Annotated in this window: 20 protein-coding genes; 17 read left to right on the forward strand and 3 right to left on the reverse strand. The window is 45.5% G+C overall.

The features are described 5' to 3' along the window. The first annotated feature begins 2 nt into the window (after positions 1–2). The 10 genes from FND36_00620 to FND36_00665 all read left to right on the forward strand — a co-directional run bounded on the left by FND36_00620 (position 3) and on the right by FND36_00665 (position 12,283). Positions 3–1,049, forward strand: coding sequence for a V-type ATPase subunit (locus tag FND36_00620; GenBank protein QDW72662.1), 1,047 nt, complete (start codon positions 3–5; stop codon positions 1,047–1,049). Next, on the forward strand, positions 1,046–2,980 hold the full coding sequence (locus FND36_00625) for an ATPase (protein QDW72663.1): 1,935 nt from the start codon (positions 1,046–1,048) through the stop codon (positions 2,978–2,980). The genes FND36_00620 and FND36_00625 overlap by 4 nt, the downstream gene beginning before the upstream one ends. Positions 2,981–3,019: 39 nt before the next feature. Next, complete coding sequence (locus FND36_00630) at positions 3,020–3,454, forward strand: ATPase (GenBank protein QDW72664.1); 435 nt, start codon at positions 3,020–3,022, stop codon at positions 3,452–3,454. Between the two features lies 1 nt (position 3,455). Continuing rightward, on the forward strand, positions 3,456–3,764 hold the full coding sequence (locus FND36_00635; GenBank protein QDW72665.1) for an ATP synthase subunit F: 309 nt from the start codon (positions 3,456–3,458) through the stop codon (positions 3,762–3,764). An 18-nt stretch (positions 3,765–3,782) separates the two neighbouring features. Continuing rightward, positions 3,783–4,370: a hypothetical protein gene (locus FND36_00640; protein QDW72666.1), complete on the forward strand. Its 588-nt coding sequence runs from the start codon at positions 3,783–3,785 to the stop codon at positions 4,368–4,370. Then, entirely contained in the window at positions 4,363–6,135 is a 1,773-nt protein-coding gene (locus FND36_00645; GenBank protein QDW72667.1) for a V-type ATP synthase subunit A, read from the forward strand. Before FND36_00640 ends, FND36_00645 begins: the two co-directional genes overlap by 8 nt. A 14-nt stretch (positions 6,136–6,149) precedes the next feature. After that, a complete protein-coding gene (locus tag FND36_00650) occupies positions 6,150–7,544 on the forward strand; it encodes a V-type ATP synthase subunit B (GenBank protein ID QDW72668.1) in 1,395 nt (464 codons plus the stop codon). Positions 7,545–7,787: 243 nt separating this feature from the next. After that, entirely contained in the window at positions 7,788–8,414 is a 627-nt protein-coding gene (locus FND36_00655; protein QDW72669.1) for a V-type ATP synthase subunit D, read from the forward strand. Between the two features lie 282 nt (positions 8,415–8,696). Further along, the gene (locus FND36_00660; GenBank protein ID QDW72670.1) at positions 8,697–9,851 is read left to right on the forward strand and encodes an SAM-dependent methyltransferase; all 1,155 of its coding nucleotides are present in this window, start codon (positions 8,697–8,699) and stop codon (positions 9,849–9,851) included. Next, positions 9,848–12,283: a hypothetical protein gene (locus FND36_00665; protein ID QDW72671.1), complete on the forward strand. Its 2,436-nt coding sequence runs from the start codon at positions 9,848–9,850 to the stop codon at positions 12,281–12,283. The genes FND36_00660 and FND36_00665 overlap by 4 nt, the downstream gene beginning before the upstream one ends. A gap of 41 nt (positions 12,284–12,324) precedes the next feature. Here FND36_00665 and FND36_00670 read toward each other — a convergent pair whose 3' ends face one another. Continuing rightward, positions 12,325–12,816: a QueT transporter family protein gene (locus FND36_00670; GenBank protein ID QDW72672.1), complete on the reverse strand. Its 492-nt coding sequence runs from the start codon at positions 12,814–12,816 to the stop codon at positions 12,325–12,327. Between the two features lie 219 nt (positions 12,817–13,035). After that, on the reverse strand, positions 13,036–13,800 hold the full coding sequence (locus FND36_00675) for a helix-turn-helix transcriptional regulator (protein ID QDW72673.1): 765 nt from the start codon (positions 13,798–13,800) through the stop codon (positions 13,036–13,038). 106 nt (positions 13,801–13,906) lie between these two features. On the opposite strand from FND36_00675, the gene FND36_00680 reads away from it, so the two are divergent. The 4 genes from FND36_00680 (at position 13,907) to FND36_00695 (ending at position 15,966) form a co-directional block, all read left to right on the forward strand. After that, a complete protein-coding gene (locus FND36_00680; protein ID QDW75500.1) occupies positions 13,907–14,110 on the forward strand; it encodes a hypothetical protein in 204 nt (67 codons plus the stop codon). After that, positions 14,110–14,490: a hypothetical protein gene (locus tag FND36_00685; protein ID QDW72674.1), complete on the forward strand. Its 381-nt coding sequence runs from the start codon at positions 14,110–14,112 to the stop codon at positions 14,488–14,490. Before FND36_00680 ends, FND36_00685 begins: the two co-directional genes overlap by 1 nt. After that, positions 14,477–14,821, forward strand: a complete 345-nt coding sequence (locus FND36_00690; protein QDW72675.1) for a hypothetical protein — start codon at positions 14,477–14,479, stop codon at positions 14,819–14,821. The genes FND36_00685 and FND36_00690 overlap by 14 nt, the downstream gene beginning before the upstream one ends. Before the next feature lie 251 nt (positions 14,822–15,072). After that, positions 15,073–15,966 carry a sigma-70 family RNA polymerase sigma factor gene (locus tag FND36_00695; protein ID QDW72676.1) on the forward strand — a complete coding sequence of 298 codons (894 nt, stop codon included), beginning with the start codon at positions 15,073–15,075 and terminating at the stop codon, positions 15,964–15,966. A 445-nt stretch (positions 15,967–16,411) separates the two neighbouring features. Here the strand turns inward: FND36_00695 and FND36_00700 are convergent, their stop codons facing one another. Next, the gene (locus tag FND36_00700) at positions 16,412–16,612 is read right to left on the reverse strand and encodes a hypothetical protein (protein ID QDW72677.1); all 201 of its coding nucleotides are present in this window, start codon (positions 16,610–16,612) and stop codon (positions 16,412–16,414) included. Positions 16,613–16,971: 359 nt separating this feature from the next. On the opposite strand from FND36_00700, the gene FND36_00705 reads away from it, so the two are divergent. The 3 genes from FND36_00705 (at position 16,972) to FND36_00715 (ending at position 18,265) form a co-directional block, all read left to right on the forward strand. Next, the gene (locus FND36_00705; GenBank protein ID QDW72678.1) at positions 16,972–17,247 is read left to right on the forward strand and encodes a hypothetical protein; all 276 of its coding nucleotides are present in this window, start codon (positions 16,972–16,974) and stop codon (positions 17,245–17,247) included. A 347-nt stretch (positions 17,248–17,594) separates the two neighbouring features. After that, positions 17,595–17,795 carry a hypothetical protein gene (locus FND36_00710; GenBank protein ID QDW72679.1) on the forward strand — a complete coding sequence of 67 codons (201 nt, stop codon included), beginning with the start codon at positions 17,595–17,597 and terminating at the stop codon, positions 17,793–17,795. A gap of 233 nt (positions 17,796–18,028) precedes the next feature. Beyond that, entirely contained in the window at positions 18,029–18,265 is a 237-nt protein-coding gene (locus tag FND36_00715) for a hypothetical protein (GenBank protein ID QDW72680.1), read from the forward strand. Positions 18,266–18,267 lie beyond the last annotated feature (2 nt).

Below are 18,267 nucleotides of genomic sequence, written 5' to 3' on the forward strand. Positions count from 1 at the left end.
AGATGTGTAGCCTTATGACATACAGCGGAATTGTGACAAAGATCAGGGCGATGCAGGCGAAGCTTTTAACAGATCAAGATTTCGAGACGATCGCGGGACTTAGGAGTGTCCCGGAAGTTATCGAATACCTGAAGGAAAAACCGGCATATGCGGATTATCTGAATCAGATGGATATTTCTCTGTATCACCGGGGAAATGTTGAGAAGATCCTTATGCAGTCCCTGTATAATGATTATACAAAAATGTTCCGATTTGCGGGAATGGAGCAGAAAAAGTTCTTAAAGCTGTATTGGAAGCGGTATGAGGTGATGCTGATCAATTACTGCCTGAGGATTGTTTTTAACCATTATGAGAAACCCTTTGATCTGGATTACAGTAAAGCGATATTTGATCGATATTCTCAGATTTCCATAGAACGGCTTATCACATCCAGAAATATTGAAGAATTGGTAGATAACTTGAAGGATACGGAGTATTACGCTCCGCTGAAGAAGATTCGGGATTCGGAAAAGAGTACGCTTTTCGACTATGATCTGGCGCTGGATCTTTATTATTTTTCTACTCTCTGGAAGAAAGAAAAACGGCTGCTGAAGGGGAAGGAAAAGGAACTTTTTACCAGAGATTTTGGGACTAGGATCGATCTTTTGAATGTGCAGTGGATCTATCGAGCGAAAAAATATTACCATATGGTACCGCCGGATATTTACTCTTTAACAATTCCGATCCAGTACCGTTTGAAGCACGAAGAGTTTAAGGCGCTGGTGGAGGCTCCTACGGTGGAAGAGTTTGTCAAGCTGATGGAAGAGACTTACTATTCCAGGCATTACCAGTTGGAAGACGAGAAAAAGATGGAGCAGATATACCGGGATATCGAGCGTCGGCTGTATCTGATGGATCGGCGGAGAAATCCGTACTCTGTGGCAACGATTAATACTTACCTATTTCTAAAGGAAGAAGAGATCTATAAATTGACAACGGCTCTAGAATGTATCCGTTATGGCCTGTCATCAAGAGAGACGTTGGCATATATAGGAGGTGTGATTCAATGATTGTAAAGATGAAGTTCATAAACATCAGCGGTCCCAGAACAGATATCGACCGGATGTGCGACGTTTATCTTTCCAAGTATGAGATGCAGCTTGAGAACGCGGTCACAGAACTGCGGACAACCCAGAACCTCCTTCCCTTTGTGGAGGTGAATCCGTATAAGGAGCCGTTGGCAAAGGCGGAAGAATTTGCGGCGCTTCTGTCATCGGGAGACTATCATACGGATCATACTCTTACAACGGAGGAAATTCTGGCGCTGATCAGGAATGTGAATCACGATTACCTGGATATACAAGAACGGAAAGAACTTTTAAAGAAGAAAAAAGAAGAACTGACAGGAAAGCTGAATGTGCTGGAGCCTTTTCGTTCGTTGGAACTGGACGTCCACAAGGTGCTGCATTACCAATATATGCATGTCCGGTTTGGAAGGATTGACGTTGATCATTACCAAAAATTGGAGAAATATTTGTTTGATGATCTGAACGCCATATTTTTAGAGGGTACGCGTAATGAGAACTACGTATATGGCTGCTATTTCGCGGCAAACTCGGATACCAGCCGGATAGACGCGGTTTTCAACTCTATGCATTTTGAACGGATCACAGTCTCAGATGAATATGTGGGGACCCCGGAGGTGGCCTGTCAAAGCCTTCAGGAGGATATTGAAGCAGCACAGACGGCCATTGATCAGGCGGAAGAGGATGTCCGTTCTCTGATGGCAAGTCATGGCGCGGAGCTGATCGGCGCAAGAAAGAGACTGGAAGAGCTGTCTAATAACTTTGATGTGCGGAAGATGGCGGCTAGAATTGAGGATGACAATAAAGAAGACTATTACATTCTCTGCGGATGGATGGGAGAAGAGGATGTAGAGGCTTTTCTTAAGGAGGCGGAGAACGACAGCCGTGTGTTGATCGTAGTAGAAGAAGAGAGGGAGAAATTCTTCGGAGATCCGCCTACTAAACTGAAGAACCCTAAGTTCTTCAAGCCGTTCGAGATGTTTATCAAGATGTATGGCCTTCCGGCTCATGATGAGATGGATCCGACCATGTTTGTGGCATTGACGTATACCTTCATCTTCGGAGCAATGTTCGGCGACGTGGGGCAGGGGTTGTGCCTGTTTGTATTAGGAGGGATCGTTTATCTGAAGAAGAAGATCAATCTGGCGGGAATCATCTCCATTGCCGGTGTCTTCTCCGCGTTCTTCGGATTTATGTTTGGAAGTGTCTTTGGATTCGAGGACATACTGCCCGCGCGGTGGCTGCGGCCGGCGGAAGCGATGACGGATCTTCCTTTCATTGGACAGCTTAACACCGTGTTTGTGATTGCTATTGCTTTTGGTATGGCGCTGAATCTGCTGGTGATGATCTTCCATATCATCAATGCGGTCCGCGCCCGCGATACGGAAAATATCTGGTTTTCCAACAATGGAATTGCGGGACTGGTGTTCTATGGATTCCTGGTGCTGACAATTGTTTTATTTATGACAGGGCACAAGACACCGGGAAATATTATGATGGTTATTTTCCTGGGGATTCCTATTTTAATCTTTTTGTTTAAAGAACCGCTGACGAATCTGGTGGAGAAAAACCACAAGAAGATTGAAGAAGGAAAAGTTATGTTCCTGGTACAGGGATTTTTTGAGCTGTTTGAGACTATGCTGAGCTATTTTTCAAATACCTTATCCTATGTGAGGATCGGAGCTTTTGCGGTCAGCCACGCGGCGATCATGGAAGTTGTACTGATGCTTTCCGGCGCTCAGGAGGGAAATCCTAACTGGATCGTTGTTGTGATCGGCAATATCATTGTATGCGGTCTGGAAGGCATGATCGTAGGGATCCAGGTACTCCGTTTGGAATATTATGAGATGTTCAGTCGATTTTATAAAGGAACTGGACGAGAGTTTAAGCCATTTAACAATCACAGTAATAAATAGAAAATATCCAGTCATTTATTTTAAGGAGGAAGTAAAGTCATGACAGTAACAGTGAAAGTTTTGTTGATCGCAACCTTGATTCTCAGTATTGTAATGCCGTTTGGGTATTACCTGATCGGTGAAAAGAACAAAAAGCGCTATAAGCGCGCGATCGGAACGAACATATTTTTCTATTTTGGCGCATTTATTGTGGCAGGGATCATGCTGTTTTCCGGCAGTCCTGTACAGGCGGCGGATGCCGCTGCGGGAGCTGCTTCCAGCGCAACGGGATTTGGCTATCTTGCGGCCGCACTGTCAACCGGTTTATCATGTGTGGGCGGCGGTATCGCCGTAGCAAGCGCGGCAAGCGCAGCTCTTGGAGCCATCAGCGAGGACTCCAGCGCGCTTGGTAAATCTTTGATCTTCGTAGGTCTTGCGGAAGGTGTTTGTCTGTATGGACTGATCATCTCCTTCATGATCTTAGGACAGTTGTAGAATGAAAATGTATTTGATCAGTGATAATGTCGATACTCTGACGGGAATGAGGCTTGCCGGCGTGGACGGCGTAGTTGTCCATGAGAGAAATGAGCTGAGGGAAGCCATTGAAAACGCTATGAGCGACAAGACAGTAGGAATTATTCTGCTGACTGAAAAGTTTGGCCGGGAATTTCCTGACCTGATCGATGAGATCCGGCTGGAGAATACGATGCCGCTTCTGATCGAGATTCCTGACAGACACGGAACCGGACGTAAAGAAGACTTTATCACTTCCTATGTAAACGAAGCCATCGGCTTAAAACTGTAATAAAGAAGGTGAACAGGCGTGACATTAGAAGAGAAGACCGCGCATTTGCAGGAAGCTGCCATGAAAGAGGCAAGAGCCCAGGGAAATGCGATCATCGAACAGCATAGAAGTGCTTTGGAAGGTGTGTTTGAACAGCATAAAGAAGAAGCGATCCGGCAGTCTGAGACCAGGCTTAAGGCCGAGACGACCCATGAGAAACAGCAGCTCAATATGGCCGTCTCCAAAGCGCAGCTGCAGTTAAAGAGAGAATTGAGCAAAGTTCAAAATGAATTGAAGAAGGAATTATTTGAAGAAGTGCGCCAGATGGTGGCTGATTATATGAAGACGGAAGAGTATAAACGTCTTCTTGTGGAATATATTGAGAAAGCGGCCGCGTTTGCTGGAAGCGAGGAAATGACGATCTATATCAATCCGACAGATGCGGATAAGAAAGATTATCTGGAAGAGCATACCGGATTCACTCTTACGGTGAGCAAAGAAGATTTCATCGGCGGAGTAAGATGCGTCATCCATGGAAGAAACATTCTGGTGGATCATGCCTTTAAAGGCGCTATCGAACGTGAATACCAGAAATTCTTGTTCAAGGGAGGTACGGGCGTTGAATAGTAAGAAAACGGGAACAATTTATGGCATCAATGGTCCGGTCATCTACTTGAAGGGAAAGACAGGATTTAAGATGTCAGAGATGGTCCATGTGGGCGAACAAAAGCTGGTGGGCGAGGTTATTTCCCTGGATAAGGACCGGACTACGATCCAGGTCTATGAGGAAACGTCCGGGTTGAGGCCGGGTGAATCAGTAGAAGCCACAGGAGCGGCGATTTCTGTAACCTTGGCGCCTGGGATTTTAAATAATATTTTCGATGGAATTGAGAGGCCCCTGGAGCGGATCGCGGACAGCGGAGGAGCATTTATCACCCGCGGTGTCAGCGTGGATTCTCTGGACCGGAAGAAATTATGGGATACCCGCATTACGGTAAAGCCAGGCGATGCGGTGCGGGGAGGAACGATCATTGCGGAAGTTCCTGAGACCTCGGCTATTGTCCACAAATGTATGGTGCCTCCTAATGTGGAAGGAACGGTGGTGGAAACTGCCGCGGATGGGCAGTATACCATTGATGATACGATTGTAACGCTTGAATTGAGAGACGGATCGAAGAAGGAACTGTCTATGACCCAGCAATGGCCGATCCGCGTGCCAAGACCGGTCAATCACAGATATTCTGCCAGCGTTCCGCTGGTGACAGGCCAGCGGATCTTGGATACGATGTTCCCGATCGCAAAAGGGGGAACAGCGGCAATCCCAGGAGGATTCGGAACGGGGAAAACCATGACCCAGCATCAGATCGCCAAATGGTCGGATGCGGACATCATTGTCTATATCGGATGCGGCGAGCGCGGAAATGAAATGACGCAGGTATTGGAAGAGTTCGGAGAACTGGTGGATCCACGAAACGGGAATCCGCTGATGGACCGGACGGTGCTGATCGCCAATACCTCTAATATGCCGGTGGCGGCCCGTGAGGCTTCCATCTATACAGGGCTTACTCTGGCGGAGTATTATCGGGACATGGGCTATGATGTAGCGATTATGGCAGATTCTACTTCCCGATGGGCGGAAGCTCTGAGAGAGCTGTCTGGGCGTCTGGAAGAGATGCCTGCGGAAGAAGGTTTCCCGGCTTATCTGGCTTCCCGGCTCTCTGCGTTCTATGAGCGCGCGGGAATGATGCAGACCTTAAACGGTGAGACAGGCTCCGTGTCGATCATCGGCGCGGTGTCTCCTCAGGGCGGAGACTTTTCTGAGCCGGTTACACAGAATACGAAGCGGTTTGTGCGCTGTTTCTGGGGATTGGATAAATCATTGGCGTATTCCAGACATTTTCCGGCGATTCATTGGCTCTCCAGTTACAGTGAGTATTTGACAGATTTAAGCGGATGGTACGCAGACCATGTTTCACCCAAATTTGTAGACTATCGGAACCGTTTGATGGCTCTTTTGAATCAGGAGAGCAGTCTGATGGAGATTGTTAAACTGATTGGCGGAGATGTGCTTCCGGACGACCAGAAGCTGGTGCTGGAGATCGCCAAGGTGATCCGTCTTGGATTTCTGCAGCAGAATGCGTTCCATAAAGATGATACCTGTGTGTCTTTGGAGAAACAGTTTAAGATGATGGATGTGATTCTGTATCTCTATAAGCAGAGCAGAAAACTTGTGGCTATGGGAATGCCTATGTCCGTATTGAAGGCAGAGGGCATATTTGAGAAAGTGATCGCCATCAAATACGATGTGCCGAATGATAACCTTCAGATGCTGGATCTTTACAAAAAAGATATCGATGATTTCTATAATAGAGTAATTGAGAAGAACGGATAAAGGAGGGACAAAATATGGCAATCGAATATCTTGGACTAAGTAATATCAATGGCCCTCTGGTTATTCTGGAAGGAGTGCAGGACGCCTTCTATGATGAGATCGTGGAGTTCAGCGTAGAAGGTGATACCCGGAAGATGGGGCGTATCGTGGAATTGGATGAGGATAAAGCGATCATCCAGGTATTCGAGGGAACGGAGAATATGTCCCTGAATAATACCCATACGAAGCTGACAGGACGTCCCATGGAGATTGCGGTATCTCCAGACATGCTGGGCCGTACCTTTAACGGTATCGGCGAGCCGATCGATGATCTGGGACCGATCCTGTCGGAAGATCTGCGAGATGTGAATGGCTTGCCGCTGAATCCGGTCCGCAGGGAGTATCCGAGAAACTATATCCGTACCGGTATTTCCGCTATTGACGGACTGACTACACTGATCCGCGGGCAGAAACTGCCGATCTTCTCCGGGAATGGTCTTCCTCACGATCAGCTTGCGGCCCAGATTGTAAAGCAGGCTTCTCTGGGAGAGGATTCAGAAGAAGAGTTCGCTATCGTATTCGGCGCTATGGGCGTCAAGCATGATGTGGCGGAGTTCTTTAGAAAAACCTTCGAGGAAAGCGGTGTTTCCGATCATGTGGCAATGTTCCTGAATTTGGCTAATGATCCGGTGGTTGAGCGTCTGATCACGCCGAAAGTGGCGCTGACGGTAGCAGAATATCTGGCATTTGAATGCAATATGCATATCCTGGTTATCCTGACGGATATGACATCCTTTGCTGAGGCGCTGCGTGAGGTATCTTCTTCAAAGGGAGAGATTCCTTCCAGGAAGGGATATCCGGGATACTTGTACAGTGAACTTGCGACTATTTATGAGCGTGCGGGAATCGTAGAAGGCGCAAGCGGGTCTGTGACCCAGCTGCCGATCTTGACTATGCCCAATGATGATATTACCCATCCAATCCCGGACTTGACGGGATATATTACAGAAGGACAGATCGTTCTTGACCGAAACCTGCATGGGCAGAGTGTGTATCCGCCGATCAGTGTTCTGCCGTCCCTTTCCCGTCTGATGAAAGACGGCATTGGAGCGGGGTATACAAGAGAAGATCATCAGAGTTTGGCGAACCAGCTTTTTTCCGCCTATGCAAAGGTGGGCGAGGCCAGGAACCTGGCGTCTGTTATAGGTGAGGACGAATTATCGCCGTTGGACAAACAATATCTGAAATTTGGCGAGGCGTTTGAACAGCGGTATATTGGCCAGGGGCCGACAGAAAACCGGACCATCCAGGACACCCTGGACTTAGGCTGGGAACTGCTGGGCTTGCTGCCGAAAGAAGAATTAGACAGAATAGATACAAAACTGATCGATCGATACTATCCACGTGGAGCTGCACGTGAAGCAGACTAGATATGGCGACAGGCACGGGAAATGCTTGCATTTATCCGTGGATGGAGTCATATCTGGGGGCGACGTGAACGAGAGTCCGTAAGGGCGCGAGTTGCACAGTCGCAAGTCTGCGAACGGGAAATGGCGGTAGAGCGACGTGAACGAGAGCCCGTAAGGGCGCGAGTTGCACAGTCGCAAGTCTGCGAGCGGGAAATGGCGGTGGGGCCGCCAGGGTTATTGGTTTGACGGAAAGGGAGTTGTTTTATGGATCCGAGAGAGTTCCCTACAAAAGGAAATCTGATGCTTGCGAAAAATTCGCTGGCGCTTGCCCATCAGGGATATGACCTGATGGATAAGAAACGGAATATTCTTCTAAAAGAACTGATGAGCCTGATCGATGAGGCGAAAGAGATTCAGGAAAAGATAGATACCACATTTACGAAAGCGTACGCCTGCCTGCAGCGGGCAAATATTGAACATGGTATCAGCAAGGTGCAGGAGCTGGCTTATACGGTGCCCATTGAAGAATCTATCCGGATTCAGACGCGGAGTATCATGGGGACGGAGATTCCTCATGTAAAGTATGATGCAAAACAGAATGACCTGACTTACTCCTTCAGTACGACCCACGAGTCAATCGATATTGCAAGAGAAGCGTTCCGGGAAGTGAAAGATCTGACGATCAAGCTGTCCATGGTGGAGAACGCGGCGTACCGTCTGGCTACAAACATCAAGAAAACACAGAAGCGGGCGAACGCGTTGAAGAATATTACCATACCGATGTACAGCAATCTGGTCTATACGATAAATAACGCGCTGGAAGAGAAGGAAAGAGAAGAGTTTACCCGTCTGAAAGTGATCAAAAGAATGCAGACGGGAGGAAAACATTAAAAAGGGACAGGGCATTTTTAATTGGGGCCGGGGGATTTTTAAAAATCCCCCGGCCCTTTTTGACTTTTCGGCGAATCCGATATTGTAGAATGATATGACAGAAAATAGGTATCCGCACAGCAAGCCGTTTCTGCCGCCTGGAGATTCCGGCTGATATAAGAGAATAAAGTTATCCGATGAAAGAAGATGCCTTTTTATATCCAGGGCATCTTCTTTTTGTCTTTTTGAAAAAGAAACAGCCTACTTGCACTTATTTCCAAAAAACATTACAATAATGATACTATGGATGAATTAAGATATATTTTAGAGGATAATTTAAATAGTGAATTTCTTTTTGCGGTGCTGAGCAACCCAAGAGAGCTGGAAGCTCCATCCAAGGTGAGAGTCCGTCCGATTTTAAGAAAAGACCGTCTGGTATATCAGTTCGAGGCGTTTCGCGGCGCCCAGGTGTTTCACCAGAATCTGGAAAAGGAAGAGGCGGGCGAAAAGATCATGGAATATATGCGGACTTTCCGGCAAATGCAGTTGGAGACTCAGGGATGTACGGTGTCTGTTCTGGTGAGCAAGAAGGGAAAGACAACGATCAAGACAAAGCTCCGGGCGGCCAGAAAGGCGCCGGCCAATCTGGAGCATAACCGGAAGAAACAATATATTCTGGAGGAAGGGACCTATGTTCCTTTCTTACAGGATCTCGGCGTTATGACGGCGGAGGGGAAGATCGTCCGCGCTAAATTCGACAAATTCCGGCAGATCAACCGTTTCCTGGAGTTTATCCAAGACATTCTGCCTCAGCTGCCCAAAGGACGGGAAATCCGGATCCTGGATTTTGGCTGTGGGAAATCATATCTTACTTTTGCGATGTATTATTATCTTCATGAAATGAAGAAATATGATGTCCGTATCATTGGATTGGATCTAAAGAAAGATGTGATCGAGAAATGCAATCAGCTGGGACGGAAATACGGATATGAAAAACTTCGGTTCTTGGAAGGGAATATTGCGGATTATACAGGGGCGGAAGAAGTGGATATGGTGGTCACCCTTCATGCCTGTGATACGGCGACAGATTTTGCCCTGGCAAAAGCCGTGGGATGGAACGCGAAAGTAATTCTGTCCGTGCCCTGCTGTCAGCATGAACTAAATGGCCAGATGGAGAATGAGACTCTGGCGCCCATTTTGAAATACGGTCTGATCAAGGAGCGGATGGCAGCTCTTTTGACAGACGGGCTGCGTGCCCAGTATCTGGAGCGGGAAGGTTATGACGTGCAGGTGCTGGAATTTATTGATATGGAACATACACCGAAGAATATTCTGCTGCGGGCGGTCAGGACCGGGAAACCGGAAGAAAACGAGGGGAAGATCAAAGCCTGTGAAGAATTTTTTCATGTGTCGCCAACACTGGGGCGGCTGTTAGATAATAAAGGGGATTTGCAATGAAGATAAAAAGACGTTGGAAAATACGGCTGATCAACGCAGGGATCCTGACGGGAGTCTTTCTTGCGGCGGTCATCTTTTTCAGCTATCTGACAAACAATGGGAACGACAGTATGACTGCGGATATGGGGGCGGCTACTTATCCGCAGGTCTCTTTTTCCTGTGATGGATATTCGCTGAATAGTGTGCCGGGGTATGCAAAAGAAATGGATATCCCTTCTATCCGGGACGCTATTACACCTGTAAAAAGTCAGGGGCTGGAAGTAGAGATCCAGCCGTATGAAAATACGATCAGCAGCGTGGAATATAAAGTTTACACGCTGGATGGGAAAGAAGTCCTTCTGGAAGAGACGATCCAGAAACCGGGAGAAACAGAAGTTTTAGATCTGTCTCAGAAAGATATTCTTTCGGAAGAACGGGTTCTTCAGCTGATCCTGCACGTTTCTGGAGATAAAGAGGTTTATTATTATACCAGGATCGCTGCAGAGGAAGGTACAAACGTGTCCCAATGTCTCAACTATGTCCAAACGTTCCATGAAGCGGCGCTGAACCAAGGAGAAGGCGCGCAGATCAGTACGGCGATTGAACCAAGTGAAGAGGGAGACAATACTACATTTGCCCATGTGACGATTCATTCGGATTACAATCATGTGACCTGGGGAGACCTGGCTCCGCAGGTAGAAGGCGGCGAGCGCTGGAGCATCAAAGAGCTGAGAGGGACTTATACTTGTGTACAGCTGGAGTATATGGTGCGCTGTAAGGGCGAAGAAAATGAGGATGATCTGTACAAGGTTACTGAATATTTCCGGGTCCGCTATGACAGCCAGCGGGATCATACTTATCTGCTGGATTATGACAGGCAGATGGAACAGATCTTTGATCCGACCCGGCAAGTATTGAGCGCGACGGGAATCCTGCTTGGAATTGCAGACTATGATGTGCCGTATGTGATCAATGAAGACGGAACCATTGTTTCTTTTATACAAGCAGGCGAGGTGTGGACTTATAATAAGAATACCGATGAGATTTCTCAGGTGTTCAGCTTCTTATCGGCAGAAAATACGGATGAAAGAAATGATACGGCTCAACATGAGATTCGCCTGATAGAAGGAGATAAAAAAGGGAATCTGACATTTGCGGTGTACGGATATATGAACCGGGGCCAGCATGAAGGCGAAGTGGGAGTCGCTATTTACCATTATGATATTGAAACAAGCTCTGTGGAAGAAAAAGTATTTCTTTCTACTAACAAGTCCTGGGGAAACGCCATCGAAGAACTGGGGAAACTGGTCTATTACAATGTAGACGAAGATATGCTGTATGTGCTGGCAGATCATACACTTTACGAAATAGACGTGAAGAAAGATGAGCGGAACGTGCTTGCCAAGGAACTGGCGGATGACCAGTATGTGGTGTCGGAAGACGGCCATATTGTCGCCTATCAAAAGGACGGCCAAATTGTGGTCAAAAATCTGGCTACCGGAAATGAAAGGACTGTTGAGGGCGGAGAAAATGAAACGATCCAGCCACTTGGATTTATCAAGAACGATTTTGTGTATGGGGTATCCAGAGAGGAGGATTCGGGAGAAACGGTATCCGGGACGGTCGTGAATCCTATGTATAAAGTAGAGATACAGAATAGTAAGAGCAAGGTCATCAAAACCTATGAACAGGAGAATGTTTATATTTTAGGAGCTCGGTTTGATGGAAATATGATCACCCTGGAGCGGGCGGCAAAAAGCGGCAATACCTACACAGCCGCATCAGAAGATTATATTACCAATAATACCCAGAAAGAAGAAAGCAACATTACTTTGGAGTCCTATTCTACAGATTTAAAAGGAACTCAGATGCGGCTGACCTACAGTGACGGAATCAGTGACAAGAATCCTAAGCTTTTAAAACCAAAGCAGGTGCAATCGGATGAGGCGATGACGATTGAATTTGATGATATTGACAACAGTGGGAAATGCTATGTCTACGGATACGGAAGACTTCAGGGAGTGTTTGAACAAGCGGGGGATGCGGTGAATAAAGCACGAGAATGTGAAGGAGTCGTTATATCCTCCAGCCAGGAATATATCTGGGAGAGTGGGAACCGGGATCTTACCTATACGATAGAAGGCAAAGACGGAGAGATAGAGACCATCCGAAGTCAACTGGCGGCGGGGACGGCGCCGATGGAGATCATAGATAAGCTCAGAGATGGAAACGGGCTGGATCTGACAGGATGCAGCTGTGAAGATTTGCTTTATATCATTAACCAGGACCGTCCGGTGATTGCGATGCAAAACGCAAAAGACGGAATCATATTGATCGGATATGAAGATTCTACGGTGATTTATGTTGACGGGAAAAGTGGAGAAAGACACAGCGCTTCCTGTGAAGAAATCGATAAAATGACGGCTGGAAGCGGACATACGTATGTAGGATGATAATTGGGGCCGGGGGATTTTTAAAAATCCCCCGGCCCTAATTAAAAATGCCCTGTCCCAAATTGAACGCTGTAACGTTTCAGCGCATAATATAAAACCAGTCCAAGGACTCCGCATGAAAGAATTTCGCCAATCCCTACGGTCAGCATCATGAAGGGGATCGGCAATGCTACGCCATATCCATAGCGAAGGACAAAAGGCACAATTACTGTATTGGCCAGTATTGGCGGTAGGGGAGCCATAAAGGGACTTTTTTCCCGCAACAAATAAGTAAAGACTGCGCCGATCAAGGTGGCCAGGCTTCCGCATAAAATGTCCGGAAGGATTGCGCCGCCCAGGATGTTTCCGATGAGGCAGCCGATAAATAAGCCGGGAACGGCAGCTGGGGTAAACAAGGGGAGAATGGTCAGGGCTTCTGCAAGGCGTACCTGTATCTCTCCAAAAGAAAAGGGCGCAAAAACATAAGTCAGCACCACATAGATAGCCGCGATCATGGCGGCCTGAGTCATGAAAGTAATTTTTTGATTTCTCATTTTGATTCTCCTTTAGTTTTGTTTTACGAGTGGAAGGTCTCGAACACTCGATTCATTTAACGCCGGGAATCGGCGGCAAGCCCTATAGACCTTGGTTTTAGAAGGGCTTTGCAACGGGAAATAGTATAGCACGGCGGCGGCAGGAAATCAAGAAAAGTACCAAAAAAGTCCCAAATTGGAAAATGAAAGCACTTTGCTATATGGAGAGTTGGGAATATGCTATTCTATATTAAAGTTTGAGTTGCATAATTCTTCCTTGAGTTTCATGCAATTGTTTTGAATACTAACTAGGAAAGAAGTATTAAGGTATTCAGCATCTACGTAGCCATGTTTTCCTTGAATGATTGCTTTATAATTTTTTCCATAATGTGAATTTAGTTCTTGGGCTTTTGCAATTTCGTCTTTACTGGGCTCATATTGAAAAAATAAATATGCATATAGATTTCCTAAAATATTTTTGAAACTTTCCGAGCTTAGCAAAAGATTAAGTGTCAGTAAATCAGTGCTTTGAGCTTGTTTTTTGCGTATTTCTGATTCGAAATTTTCTACAGCATATTCACCACCATTCATTTTTTGAAAATACTTTTGTATTTCTTCTACATCCTTAAAATCTTTATCACAAATCCAGCCGAGATTGCCAGGCATTTCTAACCATAAGGATTGTATTCCTTCTATGCTTTTTTCTGTAAGTCCTGTTATTTGAGAAATATAGTGCGTATTGTGGGTGGTTTCATCTATATATCCTAGAAGATAATCGGGACTACAATTTAGCATATTACAGATGTTAATCAGCGTAATAAGCTCTGGAATATTTCGCCCCTGCTCCCAATTTCTAACAGTTTTCAAATGTACATCTAACCTTTCGGCAAATTCGTCTTGTGACTTGATGCCAATTTTTTTTCGACGATTTTTTAATCTGTTTCCAAATTTTTTAAGTTGTTCTTTGGATAGAGTATAAAAAGTATGCAATTTAATTTCCTCCATAAAGGCAAAATATTGAAAAAATGAAAATAATTGTACATCTATACTATATACTTTTTGAGATGTATAATCAAGGTGTAACAAGTTAAAAGATGTGAAAGGAGAAATGATGAAAAAAAGAAATATCACCAATCCTGATAGCGAAAAGCGCCTTGTATGTATTTCTGATTTTGCCGCTTATATAGGTGTGGGGAGAAATACAGCGTTGAAACTTGGAGAGGAAATAGGCTGTAAGGTAAAAATAGGCAAAAGAGTATTATTTGACTTGAAGAAAGCAGACCAGTACTTTAATTCTCTTACGGGGGTGAAATAATGCAAACAGAAAACAGAAATAACCGAGTACACACAGGGGATCGGTCCGGCAAGATTGAATTTCCAATAATGAACTTGTTGCCAGTAGGAAAAGAAAATGCGATTAGTACGCAGGAACTTGTCCGGCTGGCTGGCTGTAGATCAGCTAGAGAGTTGCAAGAAAGAATAGCCTTGGAACGAAATGCTGGGGCTGTGATATATTCCGGTTCTGGCCGAGGGTATTGGAGGCCAAAGGATCGTCAGGAAATACAGGAATTTGTCAAGACCATGAATGCGAGGGCCTTAAATACGTTGAGGGCAGCAAAGAGCGCCAAAGCTGTGTTGAAGATCCCGGCGGGGCAGCAGGATTTTAATGCGGGAGTACAAGATGGGGAGAGTTAAGAAAACACCCTTTCCCGATTGGCAGACAAAAAAATCAAATGGCATAGAGGAACGATATGTACGCCTTGGCAATTCACAGTTAACGGATGAAAACGTAAATTTACTTTCTCATATAGCATTTCGAATGTATGTTTATATGTTATTAGAAAGCAGAGGTAGACAAGAATTTGAAATGCCTCGCCGGAAATATAAGAAATTTATGAGTGCAGGTGGAGCAAGTAAGGCAATTAGAGAGTTAGTGGAGCGGGGATTTATTGATGTTGTTCAACAGAATAAAAACCTCAGAAAAGCAAATGTGTATAGATTTTCCTGCCGGTGGAAAGGTACATAATTTTTATTTGGCTGTCTATGTAGCGAACAGTAAAAGGCCAATCTTGTCTATATAGCGACAGTGTAACAGTAAAAAAAGGGCCTACACTGTCGCTGTGTAGACAAGTTTCAGCGTTTTTTGATGAAATACACTGTCGCTGTGTAGACAGATATACTATATATAGCCATATATAGATTAAAAAAAGAGCCTGCCGCAAGCGGTCAAGCCCTCCACCTATTTTGATAGTCCAATTATAAGGGAGTGGGCCGCTTATGTCAATGAACCTTGAAAACAGAACAAACGAACAGCTTGTTGTGCTGATCCAGTCCGGGGAGAGTGAAGCGGATAATATGCTGCAGCTATGGCAGCAGAATCGGGGATTTATCGCAACGATAGCCCGGAAGTATACCAGCCTGGCTGAGATGGAAGATCTGGAGCAGGAGGGATATCTGGGATTGTGTGAAGCCGTGAGGCATTATGAGCCGGACAAAGGGGTTAAGTTCATCAATTACGCAGCCTTTTGGATCAAGCAGGCCATGAGGCGGTATATCGATAACTGCGGGGCTGTGGTTCGTCTACCTACCAATATTCATGAATGGATCAAAAAGTATAACTGGGTATTGCATGAATACCAGAAGGCCCAGCATGAATGGCCTTCAGATTGTGCCTTGTGTTGGCTTTTAGGTGTTGAGCGAGAGAAACTCCGGGCAATCCAGAAGGCGGCGAATATGAGGCAGATAGACAGCCTTAGCAGGCCGTTGGAGATGGAGAGCGAGGATTTAACTTTAGGGGATACTGTATCATCCGGGGAAGATCTGGAAGAAGACGCTTGCAGGCGATTGGATCGGGAAGATCTGAGGCGTACTGTCTGGGTTGCAGTAGATCAGCTACCCGGTGATCAGCCAGCCGTGATACGGATGATCTACCAGGAAGGCATGACCAGAATACAGGCAGGGGAAATCTTGGGGGATGGTAACGGGAAGGTTGGGATTGAGGAACACAGGGCATTGCGGACGCTACGTCTATCCCGCAGGAGTGGAAAATACCAGGCATATTATGAAGAATACTTGGCCGCCGCTCCGGTTCATCATGTGGGAGTAAGACGGTTTAAAGAAACTTGGACGAGCGAAGTGGAGCGAGAAGCATTGGGAGGTATGAATAATTAGAATGTTGATCCCCCCTATTAAATTCGAGCGAAGATATTTAGAATCTACTGGCTGGGGGTGACGTTTTCCAACCCTGAAGAGAAAAACAAGAAAGGGGGAAAATAATTGCCTACCTGCTGCCGATATGATACGATAGGAACAGGAACAACCGTGTTACAGGGTGGCTGACCTCTATTCTACATAGAATGGGGGTGGTGCTGATGGACAAGAAACCTTTTGATTTTAAAGACCTTATGGCCTTTGGAATGTTCATCCTGGCATTGCTGACATTCGTCTTTACGTTTATCAGATAATGTTTTAAGCATAGAAAAACCACCCCGGAAACTTTGGCGAGTGAAGAGGTGGTAATTTCTATGTTGCTGTTTACTTCATGAGGCCAACCACTTTGTGGCGGTTGTTCCTTTTGTGTCTTTAATATAGCATATCTGGCCGGATCATGCAAGGATTACTCTGGATTTGCGGAGTTTTCCCGCTTCATCCGTTCATCAATGGCCTTCTTGATATATCCGTTTACGGACTCTTTAGAACGATCGGCAGCAGCCTTGATTTCCTCATACTTTTCTTTCTGGACGTCCAGAGGGATACGCTTTAGTTTTGTCTTGGCATACTGCATATCATATTTTGCTTTGTCTTCTTTTGTCGGCATTTCTTCACCTACTTTCGTACACGATTTAGTGGGGGCCTCAAATATAAAGATACCTTTTCCACCTTACACTAGAAGTATAGCATATAATCAAGACTATGTACATAGTAAAAACAAATGAAAAACTACGTACATATTTGTACATTGTGTCAATGGACAATAAACTATGTACATAGTATAATGTAATCAAGATAAAGGTAAAGCCAACAGCGAAGGGTGAAAACGAAGTGGCGAGAGCGTACCGGAGACACCAACGTAATACCGGGCAAGGGTAAGGGGATAATGAGATGGTCAAGAAACCTTAGATAGCTTTAAGACCTGCCGGAGCTGTTGGAAGCCTGAAGGAGAAAGGAGATCAGAACATGACAGAAAGAATGGTTGTAAACCGAGTAAAGAAGCTGAAGGCATTAGAAGCCCAGCAGAAAGAGGTTGGCCAGCAGATTGAGGCGTTGAAAGCGGAGATCAAAGCGGATATGGAAAGGCAAGGCCTGGAAGAGCAGAAGGCTGGTGATTTTATCGTGAGATTCACCACGATGGTAACTGGCAGATTTGACAGCAAGGCGTTCCGGGCAGACCATGAAGCAATGTATAAGCGGTATGTGAAGCCGGTAGAGAGCCGGAGATTTTCAATAGCATGATGTACAGCCTCCAATTGATGGTGTTGCGCTTTATATTTTCTTCTGATGAAACCACAGATAGACGCAAGCAATAAGCGATACGCTAACGGGTGCAAAGCGAAGCGTAACCAAGAAGCTACCAAACCCGAAGCAAAGAGCAACCAAGAAACGACCAAACATGAACCTAATGAAAATGTAAATGAAAATGTAAAGGAAAAGAAAAAAATATATACGTGTGCATTTGAGACGCTATGGGCCGCATACCCAAGAAAAAGCCTTTGCCAGTGTATATTGGGCGAGTATAGCCGGAGCTACACTATAAACGCAGATACATAGTAGTACGAATCCGGTAGAAAGGATAGAAGTATATGAATGAAAAAAATAAGATTATTGAGAAATTCATCACGGAGATGTTGAAAGCTACAGTTGATGATTATATTGAGATAAAATATGTGTTGTTAAGTGGAAACGCCGATAAACCGGCTGTAATGAAATTCTTGAAGACAGCATTTGATCTGGTTGAATCTCATAGACCCTTGCTGATTGAAGTTAGCGAAAATAATGCTTAAGATTGAAGAAAAGATACTAGAAAACGACAGTCTTAAAAGGAGTGTGGAGAAAGGGGATTCCCTAAAAAGAGTAGGAAATAAAAATGCCCCGCAGTGCGGCAACACCACGGGGCGAAAACAGAAATAACCCAATACACACAAGATACCGGGCTATTTTGATTATAACCTTCATATAGTCCGGTTGCAAGCAGAATATTGACTGCTGCCATTGTAGCAGAGAAAGCGAGGACGATATGACAAGGATAGAACATATTTATGAACAGGCATTTCAAAGTTTGCCAGAAGGACAAGCGGCGGATGAAGGTTTGTCGGACGAGATAAAAGAGTATCTTCAGAATGTGATTTTACCAGTGCAAAACCGGGCCGAGCTGGAGGACTTAGTATATGCTGGCAGCAGTTATGGCCAGAAGAGCGGTTTCGTCAGCGGCTTTCGCTATGCGGTGGCCTTGTTGGCGGAGAGCCTTGTCTGAGG

The organism is Lachnospiraceae bacterium KGMB03038, assembly GCA_007361935.1.
Classification (GTDB): domain Bacteria; phylum Bacillota; class Clostridia; order Lachnospirales; family Lachnospiraceae; genus Massilistercora.

Excerpts from the sequence above, each read along its gene's own strand:
- FND36_00620 (QDW72662.1), top strand. The coding sequence starts at position 3 with ATGTGTAGCCTTATGACATACAGCGGAATTGTGACAAAGATCAGGGCG.
- FND36_00625 (QDW72663.1), top strand. The coding sequence starts at position 1,046 with ATGATTGTAAAGATGAAGTTCATAAACATCAGCGGTCCCAGAACAGAT.
- FND36_00630 (QDW72664.1), top strand. The coding sequence starts at position 3,020 with ATGACAGTAACAGTGAAAGTTTTGTTGATCGCAACCTTGATTCTCAGT.
- FND36_00635 (QDW72665.1), top strand. The coding sequence starts at position 3,456 with ATGAAAATGTATTTGATCAGTGATAATGTCGATACTCTGACGGGAATG.
- FND36_00650 (QDW72668.1), top strand. The coding sequence starts at position 6,150 with ATGGCAATCGAATATCTTGGACTAAGTAATATCAATGGCCCTCTGGTT.
- FND36_00655 (QDW72669.1), top strand. The coding sequence starts at position 7,788 with ATGGATCCGAGAGAGTTCCCTACAAAAGGAAATCTGATGCTTGCGAAA.
- FND36_00660 (QDW72670.1), top strand. The coding sequence starts at position 8,697 with ATGGATGAATTAAGATATATTTTAGAGGATAATTTAAATAGTGAATTT.
- FND36_00665 (QDW72671.1), top strand. The coding sequence starts at position 9,848 with ATGAAGATAAAAAGACGTTGGAAAATACGGCTGATCAACGCAGGGATC.
- FND36_00670 (QDW72672.1), bottom strand. The coding sequence starts at position 12,816 with ATGAGAAATCAAAAAATTACTTTCATGACTCAGGCCGCCATGATCGCG.
- FND36_00675 (QDW72673.1), bottom strand. The coding sequence starts at position 13,800 with ATGGAGGAAATTAAATTGCATACTTTTTATACTCTATCCAAAGAACAA.
- FND36_00680 (QDW75500.1), top strand. The coding sequence starts at position 13,907 with ATGAAAAAAAGAAATATCACCAATCCTGATAGCGAAAAGCGCCTTGTA.
- FND36_00685 (QDW72674.1), top strand. The coding sequence starts at position 14,110 with ATGCAAACAGAAAACAGAAATAACCGAGTACACACAGGGGATCGGTCC.
- FND36_00690 (QDW72675.1), top strand. The coding sequence starts at position 14,477 with ATGGGGAGAGTTAAGAAAACACCCTTTCCCGATTGGCAGACAAAAAAA.
- FND36_00695 (QDW72676.1), top strand. The coding sequence starts at position 15,073 with ATGTCAATGAACCTTGAAAACAGAACAAACGAACAGCTTGTTGTGCTG.
- FND36_00700 (QDW72677.1), bottom strand. The coding sequence starts at position 16,612 with ATGCCGACAAAAGAAGACAAAGCAAAATATGATATGCAGTATGCCAAG.
- FND36_00705 (QDW72678.1), top strand. The coding sequence starts at position 16,972 with ATGACAGAAAGAATGGTTGTAAACCGAGTAAAGAAGCTGAAGGCATTA.
- FND36_00710 (QDW72679.1), top strand. The coding sequence starts at position 17,595 with ATGAATGAAAAAAATAAGATTATTGAGAAATTCATCACGGAGATGTTG.
- FND36_00715 (QDW72680.1), top strand. The coding sequence starts at position 18,029 with ATGACAAGGATAGAACATATTTATGAACAGGCATTTCAAAGTTTGCCA.